General features: G+C 66.5%; 16 protein-coding genes. 5 read left to right on the top strand and 11 right to left on the bottom strand.

Translation table 11 applies throughout. The features are described from left to right. Positions 1 to 91: 91 nt before the first annotated feature. Complete coding sequence (locus DRB17_RS10495; RefSeq protein WP_277738574.1) at positions 92 to 892, top strand: DUF3426 domain-containing protein; 801 nt, start codon at positions 92 to 94, stop codon at positions 890 to 892. 100 nt (positions 893 to 992) lie between these two features. Continuing rightward, positions 993 to 1,388, top strand: a complete 396-nt coding sequence (locus tag DRB17_RS10500) for a response regulator (RefSeq protein ID WP_114582157.1) — start codon at positions 993 to 995, stop codon at positions 1,386 to 1,388. Between the two features lie 71 nt (positions 1,389 to 1,459). Here DRB17_RS10500 and DRB17_RS10505 read toward each other — a convergent pair whose 3' ends face one another. The 8 genes from DRB17_RS10505 to DRB17_RS10540 form a co-directional block, all read right to left on the bottom strand. Continuing rightward, a complete protein-coding gene (locus DRB17_RS10505; protein WP_114582158.1) occupies positions 1,460 to 2,317 on the bottom strand; it encodes a DUF4743 domain-containing protein in 858 nt (285 codons plus the stop codon). Continuing rightward, positions 2,314 to 2,628 carry a hypothetical protein gene (locus DRB17_RS10510; protein ID WP_241503807.1) on the bottom strand — a complete coding sequence of 105 codons (315 nt, stop codon included), beginning with the start codon at positions 2,626 to 2,628 and terminating at the stop codon, positions 2,314 to 2,316. Before DRB17_RS10510 ends, DRB17_RS10505 begins: the two co-directional genes overlap by 4 nt. Positions 2,629 to 3,004: 376 nt before the next feature. After that, positions 3,005 to 3,613, bottom strand: a complete 609-nt coding sequence (locus DRB17_RS10515; RefSeq protein WP_114582241.1) for a YceI family protein — start codon at positions 3,611 to 3,613, stop codon at positions 3,005 to 3,007. Positions 3,614 to 3,742: 129 nt separating this feature from the next. Then, the gene (locus tag DRB17_RS10520; protein ID WP_241503808.1) at positions 3,743 to 4,693 is read right to left on the bottom strand and encodes a c-type cytochrome; all 951 of its coding nucleotides are present in this window, start codon (positions 4,691 to 4,693) and stop codon (positions 3,743 to 3,745) included. Beyond that, positions 4,657 to 5,109, bottom strand: a complete 453-nt coding sequence (locus DRB17_RS10525) for a c-type cytochrome (protein ID WP_161958780.1) — start codon at positions 5,107 to 5,109, stop codon at positions 4,657 to 4,659. Before DRB17_RS10525 ends, DRB17_RS10520 begins: the two co-directional genes overlap by 37 nt. 86 nt (positions 5,110 to 5,195) lie before the next feature. Then, complete coding sequence (locus tag DRB17_RS10530; protein WP_147274878.1) at positions 5,196 to 5,771, bottom strand: YceI family protein; 576 nt, start codon at positions 5,769 to 5,771, stop codon at positions 5,196 to 5,198. 4 nt (positions 5,772 to 5,775) lie between these two features. Continuing rightward, positions 5,776 to 6,357 carry a cytochrome b gene (locus DRB17_RS10535; protein ID WP_114582161.1) on the bottom strand — a complete coding sequence of 194 codons (582 nt, stop codon included), beginning with the start codon at positions 6,355 to 6,357 and terminating at the stop codon, positions 5,776 to 5,778. A gap of 12 nt (positions 6,358 to 6,369) precedes the next feature. Continuing rightward, positions 6,370 to 7,206 carry a hypothetical protein gene (locus tag DRB17_RS10540; protein WP_114582162.1) on the bottom strand — a complete coding sequence of 279 codons (837 nt, stop codon included), beginning with the start codon at positions 7,204 to 7,206 and terminating at the stop codon, positions 6,370 to 6,372. A gap of 271 nt (positions 7,207 to 7,477) precedes the next feature. On the opposite strand from DRB17_RS10540, the gene DRB17_RS10545 reads away from it, so the two are divergent. Further along, positions 7,478 to 8,323, top strand: a complete 846-nt coding sequence (locus DRB17_RS10545) for an isocitrate lyase/PEP mutase family protein (protein ID WP_114582163.1) — start codon at positions 7,478 to 7,480, stop codon at positions 8,321 to 8,323. An 8-nt stretch (positions 8,324 to 8,331) separates the two neighbouring features. Here the strand turns inward: DRB17_RS10545 and DRB17_RS10550 are convergent, their stop codons facing one another. The 3 genes from DRB17_RS10550 to DRB17_RS10560 all read right to left on the bottom strand — a co-directional run bounded on the left by DRB17_RS10550 (position 8,332) and on the right by DRB17_RS10560 (position 11,016). Continuing rightward, on the bottom strand, positions 8,332 to 8,574 hold the full coding sequence (locus DRB17_RS10550) for a Txe/YoeB family addiction module toxin (protein WP_206607853.1): 243 nt from the start codon (positions 8,572 to 8,574) through the stop codon (positions 8,332 to 8,334). Positions 8,575 to 8,604: 30 nt separating this feature from the next. Next, entirely contained in the window at positions 8,605 to 8,913 is a 309-nt protein-coding gene (locus DRB17_RS10555) for a type II toxin-antitoxin system Phd/YefM family antitoxin (protein WP_114582165.1), read from the bottom strand. An 81-nt stretch (positions 8,914 to 8,994) separates the two neighbouring features. Next, the gene (locus DRB17_RS10560) at positions 8,995 to 11,016 is read right to left on the bottom strand and encodes a protein meaA (RefSeq protein WP_114582166.1); all 2,022 of its coding nucleotides are present in this window, start codon (positions 11,014 to 11,016) and stop codon (positions 8,995 to 8,997) included. Between the two features lie 204 nt (positions 11,017 to 11,220). Here DRB17_RS10560 and ccrA point away from each other — a divergent pair, with 204 nt between their 5' ends. Together ccrA and DRB17_RS10570 are read left to right on the top strand one after the other, a co-directional pair. Continuing rightward, positions 11,221 to 12,501, top strand: coding sequence for a crotonyl-CoA carboxylase/reductase (ccrA, locus tag DRB17_RS10565; protein WP_114582167.1), 1,281 nt, complete (start codon positions 11,221 to 11,223; stop codon positions 12,499 to 12,501). Positions 12,502 to 12,604: 103 nt separating this feature from the next. Beyond that, positions 12,605 to 14,302, top strand: a complete 1,698-nt coding sequence (locus DRB17_RS10570; protein WP_114582168.1) for an acyl-CoA dehydrogenase family protein — start codon at positions 12,605 to 12,607, stop codon at positions 14,300 to 14,302. Positions 14,303 to 14,308: the final 6 nt, after the last annotated feature.

Consider the following 14,308-nt stretch of genomic DNA (forward strand, 5'->3'; position numbering starts at 1 on the left):
GCCGGCCCGCGGCAGGCCCCGCTTTCCTTGCGCCGGCAAGGGCCGCGGTCCTATAAGGTTTATTAATCAGGAATCCAATACGTTCCGTGTGATGATTCTAACTTGTCCATCCTGTGGCGCGCGCTTTCGCATCGATGCGGACAAACTCAGTCCGCGCGGGCGCAGTGTGCGCTGTTCGAAATGCCAGCACGTCTGGCATCAGACGCCGCCCGACGCCGGGGAATCGCAAGCCGCTTCGGATACCGCGGCAGACGAGACGCCGGCCGCCGTTCCAGAGGCCGAGGGGCGTGGAGAGTTTTCGCCGCTGCCGGAAGAGGATCCGATTCCCCAAGGGCTGCGCGCCGCGCCCGAGGAGGGGGAACCCACGCCGGAAGAGGATCTGGAGCGATTCGGCGCGGCGCGGCGCCGGCGCGCCCTCCATGCCGAGCGCGAGCCGGAGCCGGTGCGCCGCCGTGCCGGCCCGCTTGGTTGGCTGGTACTGTTAATGGTCGTCGCCGCAATCGTGGCCGGACTGTGGTTCGGCCGCAACGAATTGGTCGCCCGCGTGCCCCAGGCCGCCGCGCTCTACGACCTCGTGGGCCTGCCGGTGAGCGCCGTCGCGCCGGATCTGGAGCTGCGCGACGTCTCGCGCCGGCGCAGCGTCGCCGACGGCAAGAGCCTGCTGACGATCGAGGGGCGCATCATCAACACCGCGGACGCCAGCCGCGAGGTGCCGGGCATGCGCGTGGTGCTGTTCGATGCCGGGGGGAACGAATTGTCGAGATGGACCTTCAAGCCGGAGGCGAAGACGCTGCCGCCCGGCGGAGAAACGCACTTTTCCACCTCTCGCGCGGACCCGCCGGACGAGGCACGGGAACTGTCGCTGACCTTCGTGCTTGGCAGCCCTGAATAGCATTTTTCCCCGCAATCATTGAGCCTCGCCCAAGCCGGCACGTCGGGTTAGTATGACGGAGGCCTCCGTAAGAGGCGGCGGAACCGAGCGATGAAGAGACATGGCACGGATACTTCTGGCCGAGGATGACGAGGCCGTGCGCCGTTTCGTGGCTCGCGCGCTGGCTCATCGCGGCCATGAGGTGCGCGAGGCCGGGGATGGCTTCGCGGCCCTGGATGCCCTTGACGAGAAGACACCCTTCGACCTTCTGATTACCGACATCGTCATGCCCGGCATGGACGGGATCGAACTGGCGCTTCGCGTCGCGCGGGACATGCCGGAGCTGCCAGTGCTGCTGATGACCGGGTACTCGGCGGAGCGCCAGCGCGCGCACAACCTGGACGAATTGATCTGCAGTGTGATCACGAAGCCGTTTACACTCTCCGCCATCTGTGAGGCTGCCGAGAATTCGCTGGGCGGCGGCGCGGCGGGGGCCGGGGGAAGCACGCGCGGTTGATGCTTTGGCCGCGGTGCCGTTCGGGCGGGGACGTTTGCTGTGTATATAGTCTCGTCCGCAGTCGCTGCCGCCTACAGCCGCACCCCATGCAGGGCGGCGGCGATTTCCGGGTAGTCCGGTTGGCGGTCGGGGTGGATCAGGCCGTGGCGCAGGGAGAAGTCGATCATCACCGGGCCGACGTTGAACTTGAAGTCGTCGGTGTCGCGCACGCGCTCCATCGCGCGCCCCGCGCTCCACAGGTCGAAGCGCGTCAGTTCGCCATCGGTGTTCTCCGGGGTGAAATCCGCCGGCACCTCCAGATCGAAGATGAACAGCGTGTCGTTGCGCAGGCCACTCTCCGCCTCGCAAACGTAGCTGAGCGCACCGACCGGCACCGCCTGGCGGGCCAGCATCTCGGGCACCGCCGCTTCCTCGGCGGCTTCCTTCACCAGTGTGTCGCCGACGGAATAGCCGTGCGACAACCCGCCCGCCACCATGTGGTCCAGCTTGCCGGGCGCCACCCGCTTATCCTTCGCGCGCGTGCCGACCCAGAGCTTTATACCGTCCGGGGAACGCACGAAGCCGTTGACGTGGACGCCATAAGCCCTGATGCCGAACAGCGGCACCGCCCCGCGGTCGATGCGCAGGCGGTCCGGCGTCGACCAGCACTCCGACACGCCATAGGTCTCGCCGCGCGGCTTACGTATGTCGCCACGCGCCGCCAGCGTCTCGACCACGTCATGCACCGCGGCGCTGCGCATATCGACGGTATCGAGTCCCTCGGCCAGAACGACCGCCTCGTCATCGACCCGGAAAACCTTCGGGAACTCCACCAGCAGCCAGGCGAAGTCGTGACGAACCCGCCCGACCTCACGGCCGTCAACCAGAAACGGGCGATAGTCGGACGGCTGCCAGCGGTGGATGACAGCCAAGCGTTCCAGATAACTCACGCGAAGCGCTTCTCCGAGGTCAGGACGGCTTCCACGCCCCAGATCTGACGCAGACAGCGCGCGATATAGGCCCCTGTTTCCGGCGTCAGGTCAGAGACCTGAAGGTCGATGGACAGTTCATCCCGCGCCGTACCGACGACATCGGAATGCCAACGGTCGGGCACGAGGTTGCGTTTGGCGAACAGTTCGAGGACTCGCGGCATCACACCCGGCTCCACGGCTGCGCGGAGCGAGAAACAGGTGATGCGGCGATCTTCTGAAGTGACGGAATTCTGCTGCTCAGGCGAGCGGCCGAGTGTCTCGGCGGACATCTGTGATCTCCTGCAGGCAATCAGTATCGAACGGTCGGGCATGAACTCCCGGCGCCCCGGCGGACGCCGGGCCGATAATTCGAATGCCGATCACTTGCAGGTCGCTGAGACACATAGCGTGGCCGAGGTTACGAGGCCGCGGGCGCGCGGTCAAGGCGGCTGAACGAGACCGTTCAGGTGATTACGAATTGGGCAGGCCAAAGCAGGTCGCTGCGCGCTTCGCTTCACAGCGTTTGTCCCCAGGCTTGTCCCCTGCAACTGTGAGAATCTTCACTTCGTACCAACGCTGGCGCGGCCACCGGACGGACGGACCATGCCGCCCCATATCGCTGGCCGCGCCGATCCGAGTCGCGTCCTATGGAGGGCACTCCGGGCTCTATTCGGACGCTTCCTTCTCGTGGCCCTCGACCTCGATGATCAGCTTCATCTCGTCGCTGATGTTCGGCGCATAGGCACTCACACCCCAGTCCGAGCGCTTGATCGTGCCGCGCGCCGAGAAACCAGCCACAAGCACGCCGTCGTAGGCTGGGATTGGGTGCGGAGCCATTCTGTTGAAGGTGGCGTCAAGCGTGACCGGCCTGGTACGGCCATGCATCGTGAGGTCGCCCATCAGCTTGCCCGTGCTCTCGCCCGTCACCTCGATGCCCGTCGATTCGAAGGTGATCGTGGGGTATTCCCCGGCGTTGAGGAAGTCTGGCCCCTTCAGGTGCTCGTCGCGCTTCTCGTGGTCGGTATCAAGGCTGTCGGCCTGGATCGTCAGACTGACCTGCGAGGTTTCCGGCGCGTCCTTGTCGAACGTGAATTCGCCGGCGAACTCCTGGAACTGCCCGATCATGTTCGAATAGCCGAAGTGGCTGATCGTGAAGAGGATGTTGGTGTGCGACGGGTCCACCTCGAAGGTCCTGGGCTCGGCCTGCGCCGTGGAGGCCAGGCCAACAACGGCGGCAGCGGCCGCGGAAATCGCGAAAGCCTTGAGGGTGCGCATGGGAATCCCTTCCAGTCCGTTATTGTCCGGATGCCGCATCGCATCGCGGCGTGCATGGACTCAATTGCCATGCCCGCCGGTCCGGTCAAACCAACGATTCGTGAAATCACTGTTGACGAAGGAGGCCCTCTACTGGCCTCCCGCGTCCGCCATCGGCTTCAGGCTTTGCAGGTAGGTGGCGATGGCATTGAGGTCGGCATCCGTCAGATGGCCCGTTGAGTCTTCGATCACGCTGTTCATGCCGCCACCGGCCACGTCGCCGTCGGGCAGAAAGCCGGTCTTCAGGAAGAACGTCAGGTCGGCCGTGTCCCAATCGCCGACGCCGTTGGCCTCGTGCGGCGTGATGTTCGGAACGGCCTTGCCCTCCGGGCCTTCGGGATTGCCCGCCAGATGCCGCGCCTCGTCCTTTGCGCCAAGGGCGTTCCGCGGCGTGTGGCACTCGCCGCAATGGCCAAGGTGGTTCACCAGATAGGCGCCGCGGTTCCACTCGGCGCTGCGGTCCGGATCGGGCTGGAATGGGGCCGAATCGAAGTACAGCCAGCGCCACGGCCACAGCGCCAGCCGGAAATTATAGGGAAACGCCAAATCGTGGTCCGGGACGGCGTTCGCAACCGGCTGCAGGCTGCGCAGATAGCTGAACAGGTCGCGCGCGTCCTGCACCGTCATGCCGGCGTAGGAGGTATAGGGAAAGGCCGGATAGTAGGGTGAGCCGTTCCGCGAGAGCCCGCGGCGCAGGGCGCGCAGGAAGTCGGTTTCCGACCACTGGCCGATACCCATCGTCTGGTGCGGGGTAATGTTCGGCGTATGAAACGTGCCGAACGGCGTTTCCAGCGCCCGGCCGCCGGCCAGCGGCATGGCACCCTCGTCCTCGCTGCTGTGGCAGGTCACGCAGCCCGCCGCGTACAGGATATACTTCCCGCGCGCGATTGCGCTGTCGGCCTCGGGCGCAGCCTCGACACCGCCATCCGTCAGCTCCTGCGCGGGTGCTGCGGCCGTCCATGCGACAGCCGCCAGCAATGGCGCGAGGATGCGGAGCAGGAAACCTATTCGGCGCGATAGTCGTCGTGACAGCCGCCGCAAGACTGGCCAAGCTCCTTGAACGCCGCGATGACCTCACCCTGATCGCCACCCTTCGCCACGGCAAGGAAATCCTCGGCCTCGACCTTCAGCTTGTCGACCTTTTCCTGGAATGCATCGGGCTCGTCCCAGATCTTCGCCAGCGCGTCGGTCTTCTCGTAGTCGCCCGGCTTGGAGTTGTCGGGCCAGATGTCCTCCACCAGAGGCGCGGTGGCCGCAATCGCCTCGGCATGCTGGGCGATGTGGTCATAGTCGACCTGTTGCTTGACGATTCGGCTGATGGCGCCGGCGTGCCCGCCCAGGGATGCCATGACGGCCTGACGATACTCGACGGCATCCTTCGGCTCGGCCGCAATCGCGACGGCGGACGCCGACAGGATGGAAAGCACGGACGCAACGGCAACCAGCTTCGCTTTCATCTCGGAGCCTCCCCTCGTATGACCTGTTCGCGCAGCATAACACAACTGACGCGGCATCGTACCCATTCCGGTACCGGCGATACACCTTAGTCGACTGGCCGCGTGGCGACGATGCGGATCTCGATCCGCACGTCGTTGGGGACCATCGAGGTGTCCTCCCACTGTCCTTGTCCGATCCCCCAGCGCAGACGTTGCACGGTCACCTCTCCATCCGCGACTGCACGCAGCTCGCCGACGTTTTCATCTATCTGAAGGTTGAACGGCAGATCGACCGGATGGGTTTCCCCGCGCATCGTCAATTCGCCTTGCGCGATGTAGGTATCGCCCTCGCCACGAACGAAGCTGTCCGCCTTGAAGCGGGCCGTGGGAAATTCCCGCGCATGGAACAGCGACGGCGACTTGATCGTCTGGTCGCGGTCCATCGAGCCGGTGCTGACGCTCGCGATATCGATCCGAACGTCGACGCTGCTTTCCTCCGGGCGGTCACGGTCGAAGCGGATGTCCGCCTTGAAGGATTCAAACGCGCCCGGCACCGGCGTGCCCGACTGCCAGGCGGTGAAGCCCACCCGGCTTTCGGCGTGGTCCACGTTCCACTTCGGCACCTGCGCCAGCGCCGGCGCGGTGGCCAGGAAGAGCACGAAAACGACAGCGAGGAAACGCATCAATTCAAACTCCCGTTTGCTTTGCCCGCGCACGCGCCGTCTGCCTGCCGCGCGCGGGCAGCATCCGCAGCAGCACGTCGTCCTTCAGCACGATGTGGTGGCGCAGCGCCGCGGCGATGTGGACGCCGACAAGGGCCAGCACCGCCCACGACAGGTAGAAGTGCGCCGCGAAGAAGGCATTCTTGGTGGCCTCGTCGAAACCCGGATCGGGCAGGGTCCAGCCCCAGACGATCGTCGGGAACTCGGCATAAAGGGAAAACACGAGGCCGGTGATCGGCTGTGCGAACAGCAAGGCGTAAAGCGCGAAGTGGCTCACCCGCGCGGCCAGTTCCTCCCACCTCGGCCGGCCTGCGGGCAACGGCGGGACCGGATTGAACGCGCGCCAGGCAAGGCGCAGCGCAGCCAGCACCAGCAAGGTGACGCCCACCGACTTGTGCAGGTTGTAAAGCTCGATCTTGGCCGGCGTGTTCGGCAGATCCTCCATGTACCAGGCCAGCGCGAACTGAAAGACGAAGCCCGCGGCGATGACCCAGTGGAACGCCTGCGCCAGGGCGCCATAGCGGCTATGATCGTTGCGCCACTGCATGCCATCCACCTCCTAGAAATAGAGAGAGCCCGAGCGCCAGTACGCCACGGCCACGGCGGCGCACGCCGGCACCAGCGCCAGCCCACCCAGAAGCAGCAGCGTCAGCGGCGTTCCTGCGCCCGCACCCGCCAGCCTTCGCCGTGCCGAATCTGCCAGGAACACCGGCAGCAACAGCAGCATGGCGAACGGCTCCGACTGCGTATAAAGCGCCAGGATCGTCACCAATCCGACCAGCGGCAGGGCCGCCGCGAGCCGACCCGCATGCCCCAAACCGGGCCCGGCGGCCCCCGCCCCGGCCATCGCCCCGGCGGTCGCGGCGGCGAGAACGCTGACGAGCTGCGCCATCTTGTAGGACGAGCCATAGAACGCCACGCCGGCGGCGGCGAACGACCCGATGACCAGCAACAGCGCCCCACCGGGGCTCGCCACCTCCCCCAAGCGGCTCAAGGCATAGGATGCACCCGCCCAGACCAGGATCGCCGCCACCCAGGCCTGCGCGTCCGGGACGCCAAGCCGGGGCCAGCCCAGCCACAGCACCACGCCCGCCGCCCCGGCGGCCGCGAGGAGCAGGCGTGTCCGCGCGTCGCGCAGCCGGGCGCTGACAAGCCCCAGCGCGGCGCCGGCAAGGGCAAGCCATGGCAGCTTGTCGATGGCGCCGATGGGCGGCAGCGCGGGCCAGCCGGCGACCGCGATCTCGCCCGCCGTCGCCCCTGCGAGAACGCCCAGCGCCACGGCAAGCCCGGCACGCCCGCCGATACCCGTGCGCCAGACAAGCAGCGCCACGCCCAGCGCCACAACGAAGGGCAGCGCAAGCGTGGACAGCGCCGCGGCGTGAACGGCATTCGACACTTCGACCTCCGGCGATACGCCCTTGGGCGGCGTTCATCGTGCGCCCGAAACATAGGCCGCACGAAAGCGGCCGCCAATTACGTGGCGGTGAAAACACCGTGTCGCGCCGGAAACAACCCGCTCACACAAACACCGAACAACCTGGATCCCATGAAAGATGCGATTGCAGACAAGTGCCCGTTCCCACACGCTGCCGAAGCCGTATGCGGATACGCGCACGGCGTGTAGACTGGGCCGATCGCCATCTTAACGTATGTCAGTGGGGACCGCCATGACCGCCGACCTTGCCCGCAAGGGCCGCATCTTCCGCGACCTGCACCTGGAAGCCGGCACCTTCGTGATGCCGAACGCCTGGGACGCGGGCAGCGCGAGACTGCTGGCCGCGGCGGGGTTCAAGGCGCTGGGCACGACCAGCGCGGGGGTCAACTACGTCAACGGCGTGCCCGACTACCAGTACACCGTGCCCCGGGCAGCAATGCTTGACGCCTACAGCCGCGTGGCGAATGCCGTGGACCTGCCGGTCAGCGGCGACCTCGAAAACGGCTATGGCGACGCACCGGAGGAGGTTGCGGAGACCATCCGCGCGGCCATGGCGGCCGGCATGGTGGGGGGCAACATCGAGGACCATACGGGCGATGCCGACAAGCCGCTTTACAATATCGAGCACGCGGCCGAGCGAATCCGCGCCGCCCGCGAGGCCGCCGACGCCGGTGGCGTTCCCTTCACCCTCACCGCCCGCGCCGATCCGTTCATGCTGGGCGTGGCCGAGCCGTTCGCGGAGACCGTCGAGCGTCTGAACCGCTACCGCGAGGCTGGCGCCGACTGCCTGTTCGCGCCGGGCACGAAGGACAAACCGACCATCGCCGCTCTGGTGCGCGAGGTCGACGGACCGGTGAACGTGGTCATGGGGCTTGCCGGCTCGGCTCTCAGCGTGGCGGAACTGGCGGAGCTTGGCGTCAAGCGGATCAGCGTCGGCGGCTCCATCGCCCGCCGCACCCTCGCCGCCGTCCGCGAGGCTGCCGCCGAAATCGCCGACAAGGGCACCTTCACCTATGCCGAACAGGCGATTCCGGACGGAGAAATGAAGGCGTTCTTCCAGGAATGGGAGCGGCGGTAGGGCGACGGTCAATGGTCGTTGTAGTGGCCCTCCACGCTATAGACCAAGATGCTGTCATCGGCCACAGTGTAGACGAGCCTGTCTTTCTTATTCAGCCTGATTGACCAGTATCCCTGATAGCTCCCGCGTAATGGCTCCGGCTTGTTTAAACCACCAAAGGGATCAAGCCGCAGGTCAGCAACGGATTCGAAGACGGCAGATAGTAACTCAGGCCGTTTTTTGGCGACGCGTGCCAGTTGGCGGCGCGCCACAGACGAAAATTCAACCCTGCGCACAAGCGATCAAACGGAATTAGAGGTTCCGGCCTCTGTTTCCATCAACCGGCGCTCCTCTTCGATCATCCGATCAAAAGCTTCGCGAGAGAAGGGGGTCAGGGCCTTGAAATCGCCGGGATTTCGCAGCCGCTCAGAGGCTCCTGGAATGGATGCTATATGGAGCGTCTCCTCCAACGCCTCCCAGTCGTCCGCGGACACGATAACGACATCATCGCCGCCGCGCCGATGAATGTGCACAGGCTTATGGCTTGCGCGAACCTCATCGCACAACGCCTTGAGCTTGTTTCGCGCTTCGCTGAAAGACACCACTTTCATAGCCACACCTGTACCTAAATCTGTACAAGACAATGGCTTGAATAACAGCCAATTGCAAGGTTCAAGAGGCTTTGCGGGATTCTACGCCGCCTCCCGCGTCGCCCGGTCGACGATGTCCACCACCTCGGCCATGATCGCCGTCATGTCGTAGTCCTTCGGCGTGTAGACGGCGGCGACGCCGGCGGCTTTCATGGCCTTGGCGTCCTCCTCGGGGATGATGCCGCCGACGATGACGGGGATATCGCTCAGGCCCTGGCGTTCCAGGCGCTGCATGACGTCCTGCACCAGCGAGACGTGGGAGCCGGAGAGGATGGACAGGCCGACGACGTGGACGCCTTCCTCCAGCGCCGCGCCGACGATTTGCGCCGGGGTCAGGCGGATGCCCTCGTAGACCACCTCGAAACCGGCATCGCGGGCGCGCACGGCGATCTGCTCCGCCCCGTTGGAGTGGCCGTCCAGGCCCGGCTTGCCGACCAGCATCTTCAGGCGCCGGCCGAGCCGGCCGGAGACCTCTTCCACACGCTGCCGGACGTCGGCCATGCGCACGGGCGCCTCGGCATGACCGCCGACGCCGCCAAGGCCGGTGGGCGCGCGGTACTCGCCATAAACCTGGCGCAGCGCGTCGCCCCATTCGCCGGTGGTCACGCCCGCATGAGCGCACTGGATCGAGGGCTCCATGATATTGCGGCCTTCCGCGGCCGCCGTTTTCAGCGCCTCCAGGGCGGCCGTCGCGGCCGCGTCGTCGCGCTCCGCCCGCCAGCGGTGCAGGCTTTCGATCTGCGCGGCCTCGTCGTTCGGGTCGACGGCCAGGAAGCTGCCGTCCGCCCCGGTCGTCAGCGGCGAGGGCTCGCTCTCCGCATAGGCGTTCACCCCGACGATGGTCTGCTCGCCCGATTCGATGCGGCGCAGGCGCTCGGCGTTCGCTTCCACCAGCCGCTCCTTCATGTAGGCGTTGTCCACCGCTGCCACGGCACCGCCCATCCGCTCGATCCTGTCCAGCTCCTCACAGGCGGCGGCGCACAGTTCGTCCACCTTCGCCTCGACCACGGGCGAGCCGGTGAAGAGGTCGCCGTATTCCAGCAGGTCCGTCTCGTAGGCGACGATCTGCTGCAGGCGGATCGACCACTGCTGGTCCCACGGGCGCGGCAGGCCCATCGCCTCGTTCCACGCCGGAAGCTGCACCGCCCGCGCCCGCGCGTCCTTGGACAGCACGACGGCCAGCATCTCCAGCAGGATGCGGTAGACGTTGTTCTCCGGCTGCTGCTCGGTCAGGCCCAGGGAGTTCACCTGCACGCCATAGCGGAAGCGGCGGAACTTCGCCTCCTCGACGCCATAGCGCTCGCGCGCGATCTCGTCCCACAGGCGCACGAAGGCGCGCATCTTGCACATCTCGGTGATGAAGCGCAGGCCGGCGTTGACGAAGAACGAGATGCGCCCGACCACGCGCGGGAAGTCCTCCTCCGGCACCTGGCCGCCGGCCTTCACCCCGTCCAGCACCGCCTGCGCGGTGGCAAGCGCGAAGGCCAGCTCCTGCTGCGGCGTCGCGCCCGCCTCCTGCAGGTGGTAGGAGCAGACGTTGACCGGGTTCCACTTCGGGATCTCGCGGTAGGTGAAGGCGATGACGTCGCCGATCAGCTTCATCGACGGCTGCGGCGGAAAGATATAGGTGCCGCGGCTGAGGTATTCCTTGATGATGTCGTTCTGCACCGTGCCCGACAGCTTGTCGCGGGCAATGCCCTTGCGCTCCGCCGTCGCGACGTAGAGCGCCAGCAGCCACGGCGCCGTCGCGTTGATCGTCATCGAGGTGTTCATCCGATCCAGCGGGATGCCCTCGAACAGCGCCTGCATGTCGCCGATGTGGCCGATGGGCACGCCGACCTTGCCGACCTCGCCGCGCGCCAATGCGTGGTCGGCGTCATAGCCCGTCTGCGTGGGCAGGTCGAAGGCGACCGACAGCCCCGTCTGACCGGCGGCGAGGTTCTTGCGATACAGCGCGTTCGACGCCTGGGCGCTGGAATGACCGGCATAGGTTCGGATCATCCAGGGCTTATCGCGCACCGACTGCTCCCCGTCTTTTTGTGCGCTGCGGCGTTCTTCGGCCATCAGAATCTCCCACCTTCGGTATTCTTACGAACGCCACATCGTTGACGACACATTCTTGCGTTTCAAGCCTTAACTAAGCAAAAAATTGATGATTGTGCATTGCAAAAGATATGGGCGCCCGCTAAGAGTCAAGAAAATCGGGTGCGCACACCGTGCCCAAAAGGTTTGGGCTTTATGGCGTTGGACAGAATACGGGAGCAAGCGATGAGCGAGCCGGCCGAAGTGGTGAACCTTCGCGGGGGCCAGGAGAAGAAGGATCTCTACGACGTCGGCGAGATCCCGCCCCTGGGCCACGTTCCGAAGCAGATGCATGCCTGGGCGATCCGCCGCGAACGGCACGGCGAGCCCGAGCAGGCGATGGTGGAGGAAGTCGTCGAGACCCCGCCGCTGGACAGCCACGACGTGCTGATCCTGGTGATGGCCGCGGGCGTCAACTACAACGGCGTCTGGGCGGCGCTGGGCCAGCCGATTTCGGTCTTCGACGTGCACAAGGCGGACTATCACGTCGCCGGCTCCGACGCCTCGGGCATCGTCTGGGCCGTCGGCTCGAAGGTGAAGCGCTGGAAGGTCGGCGACGAGGTCGTGGTGCACTGTAACCAGGACGACGGCGACGACGAGGAGTGCAACGGCGGCGACCCGATGTTCTCGCCCAGCCAGCGGATCTGGGGCTACGAGACGCCGGACGGCAGCTTCGCGCAGTTCGCCCGCGTGCAGGACCGCCAGCTCATGCCCCGGCCGAAGCACCTGACCTGGGAGGAGAGCGCCTGCTACACGCTGACCCACGCCACGGCCTATCGCATGCTGTTCGGCCATCGTCCGCACATCCTGCGGCCGGGCCACAACGTGCTGGTCTGGGGCGCCTCGGGCGGCCTGGGCTCGATGGCGATCCAGATCATCGCCGCCGCCGGCGCCAACGCCATCGGCGTGATCTCGGACGAGAGCAAGCGCGACTTCGTCATGCAGCTTGGCGCCAAGGGCGTCATCAACCGCAAGGACTTCGACTGCTGGGGCCGCCTGCCCGACGTCGGCACGGACGAGTTCAACGCGTACATGAAAGAGGTGCGCAAGTTCGGCAAGGCGATCTGGGAGTTCACCGGCAAGGGCAACGACGTCGATTTCGTCTTCGAGCACCCCGGCGAGCAGACCTTCCCGGTGAGTTGCTTCATCGTGAAGCGCGGCGGCATGGTCGTGTTCTGCGCCGGCACCACCGGCTATAACCTGACGTTCGACGCGCGCTTCGTCTGGATGCGGCAGAAGCGTATCCAGGGCAGCCACTTCGCGAACCTGCTGCAGGCCAGCCAGGCCAACCGCATGGTGATCGAGCGCCGGGTGGACCCCTGCATGTCGGAGGTGTTCTCGTGGGAGGACATCCCCCGCGCTCACACCAAGATGATGAAGAACCAGCACAAGCCCGGCAACATGGCCGTGCTGGTGAGCGCCAAGCGCCCCGGCCTGCGGACCCTGGAGGACGCGGTCGAGGAATAGGGCGCGCGCCCTTCCTGGCAGTCACGGGCGCGGACCCTGCGCCGGTCCGCGCCCGTCCCGCCTGACACGACGATTCCGCCTGCGAGCAGGAGGCCCCCCCCCGATGATCCAAGTCGCCGTCGCCGAGGCCGGGCCCGGACAGCCCGCGATCGCCGACCCGCTTTACGTCTGCGAGACTGCGCTTGCCGCTGCCGAGACGCTGCGCGACAGCGCCAAGACCTCGCTCGCCCGCATCGTCGCCCCCGAGGGCAAGGTGAAAGGTGAACTTGTGGAGCGCGAGCAGCACGCCGCGCACGGCTATGCGTGGCTGGCCACCTACACGGCGGCGTTGAAGGCGACGCTGGCCTGGGCGCAGCGGCTGCGGGACGCGCACGAGTTCGGCGAGCTGGAAACGCTTATCCTTCAGGTCGGTTTCGGCGAGTACCTGCACCAGATGAGCGGCGGCATCGCCATGAGCCAGGGCGAGATCGTCCGCCCCGGCGACCTTGATGTGGACCCCGAGGCCGTTCGCGCGTTCGAGGACGACGCGGCGGTGCGGGCCCTGAAGCAGTCGGGCAACACCAATGCCGCACGCGTGCGCATCGCCGAGTTGCTGGTCGAGTGCTTCGACGGACGCGACTTCGGCAAGCCGGGCCTGGGCGACGAGACGTTGGAGATGGTGCGCGACCAGTTCCGCAAGGTCGCCGACAGCCACGCCGACGCCGCGCACGACTGGCACCTGAAGGACGAGCTGATCCCCATCGAGGTGGTGCAGCAGCTTGCGGAGCTTGGCGTCTTCGGCCTGACCGTGCCCGAGGACTACGGCGGACTGGGCATGGGCAAGACGGCGATGTGCGTCGTCACCGAGGAGCTGTCGCGCGGCTACATCGGCCTGGGCTCGCTTGGCACCCGCTCCGAGATCGCCGCCGAGTTGATCCGCCTGGGCGGCACCGAGGAGCAGAAGCAGCACTACCTGCCGAAGATCGCCAGCGGCGAGATCCTGCCCACCGCCGTGTTCACCGAGCCGAACACCGGCTCCGACCTCGGCTCGCTGCGCACGCGGGCGGTGAAGGCAGGCGAGACCTACAGGGTTCGGGGCAACAAAACGTGGATCACCCACGCCGCGCGCTCGGACCTGATGACTTTGCTGGCGCGCACGAACCCGGACGAGCCCGGCTACAAGGGCCTGTCGATGTTCCTGGCTGAAAAGCCGCGCGGCACCGACGCCGAGCCCTTCCCCGCCAAGGGCATGACCGGCGGCGAGATCGAGGTGCTGGGCTATCGCGGGATGAAGGAGTACGAGATCGCCTTCGACGACTTCGAGGTCCCGGCAAGCGCCCTTCTGGGCGGCCGCGAGGGCGAGGGCTTCAAGCACCTGATGGCGACCTTCGAGTCCGCGCGCATCCAGACCGCCGCCCGCGCCGTCGGCGTGGCGCAGAACGCGCTGGAGATTGGCCTGGGTTATGCCATCGACCGGGTGCAGTTCGGCAAGCCCATCGTGCGCTTCCCGCGCGTGGCCGGCAAGATCGCCCTGGCGGCCGTGGAGACCATGATGGCCCGACAGCTCACCTACGCCGCCGCACGTGAGAAGGATTCCGACCGCCGCTGCGACATCGAGGCGGGCATGGCCAAGCTCTTGGGCGCCCGTGTCGCCTGGAGCGTGGCCGACAACGTTCTGCAGGTGCACGGCGGCAATGGCTACGCGCTGGAATACAAGATCTCCCGCATCCTCTGCGACGCCCGCATCCTCAACATCTTCGAGGGCGCGGCGGAAATCCAGGCCCAGGTCATCACCCGCGGCCTCCTCAGCGGACGCAACTGAGGCGGG

This window comes from Ferruginivarius sediminum, from assembly GCF_003344765.1.
GTDB classification, from domain to species: Bacteria; Pseudomonadota; Alphaproteobacteria; order Kiloniellales; family Rhodovibrionaceae; genus Ferruginivarius; species Ferruginivarius sediminum.

Excerpts from the sequence above, each read along its gene's own strand:
- DRB17_RS10545 (WP_114582163.1), top strand. The coding sequence starts at position 7,478 with ATGACCGCCGACCTTGCCCGCAAGGGCCGCATCTTCCGCGACCTGCAC.
- DRB17_RS10495 (WP_277738574.1), top strand. The coding sequence starts at position 92 with ATGATTCTAACTTGTCCATCCTGTGGCGCGCGCTTTCGCATCGATGCG.
- DRB17_RS10500 (WP_114582157.1), top strand. The coding sequence starts at position 993 with ATGGCACGGATACTTCTGGCCGAGGATGACGAGGCCGTGCGCCGTTTC.
- DRB17_RS10570 (WP_114582168.1), top strand. The coding sequence starts at position 12,605 with ATGATCCAAGTCGCCGTCGCCGAGGCCGGGCCCGGACAGCCCGCGATC.
- DRB17_RS10535 (WP_114582161.1), bottom strand. The coding sequence starts at position 6,357 with ATGCAGTGGCGCAACGATCATAGCCGCTATGGCGCCCTGGCGCAGGCG.
- DRB17_RS10525 (WP_161958780.1), bottom strand. The coding sequence starts at position 5,109 with ATGAAAGCGAAGCTGGTTGCCGTTGCGTCCGTGCTTTCCATCCTGTCG.
- DRB17_RS10515 (WP_114582241.1), bottom strand. The coding sequence starts at position 3,613 with ATGCGCACCCTCAAGGCTTTCGCGATTTCCGCGGCCGCTGCCGCCGTT.
- DRB17_RS10510 (WP_241503807.1), bottom strand. The coding sequence starts at position 2,628 with ATGTCCGCCGAGACACTCGGCCGCTCGCCTGAGCAGCAGAATTCCGTC.
- DRB17_RS10555 (WP_114582165.1), bottom strand. The coding sequence starts at position 8,913 with ATGAAAGTGGTGTCTTTCAGCGAAGCGCGAAACAAGCTCAAGGCGTTG.
- DRB17_RS10530 (WP_147274878.1), bottom strand. The coding sequence starts at position 5,771 with ATGCGTTTCCTCGCTGTCGTTTTCGTGCTCTTCCTGGCCACCGCGCCG.
- DRB17_RS10560 (WP_114582166.1), bottom strand. The coding sequence starts at position 11,016 with ATGGCCGAAGAACGCCGCAGCGCACAAAAAGACGGGGAGCAGTCGGTG.
- ccrA (WP_114582167.1), top strand. The coding sequence starts at position 11,221 with ATGAGCGAGCCGGCCGAAGTGGTGAACCTTCGCGGGGGCCAGGAGAAG.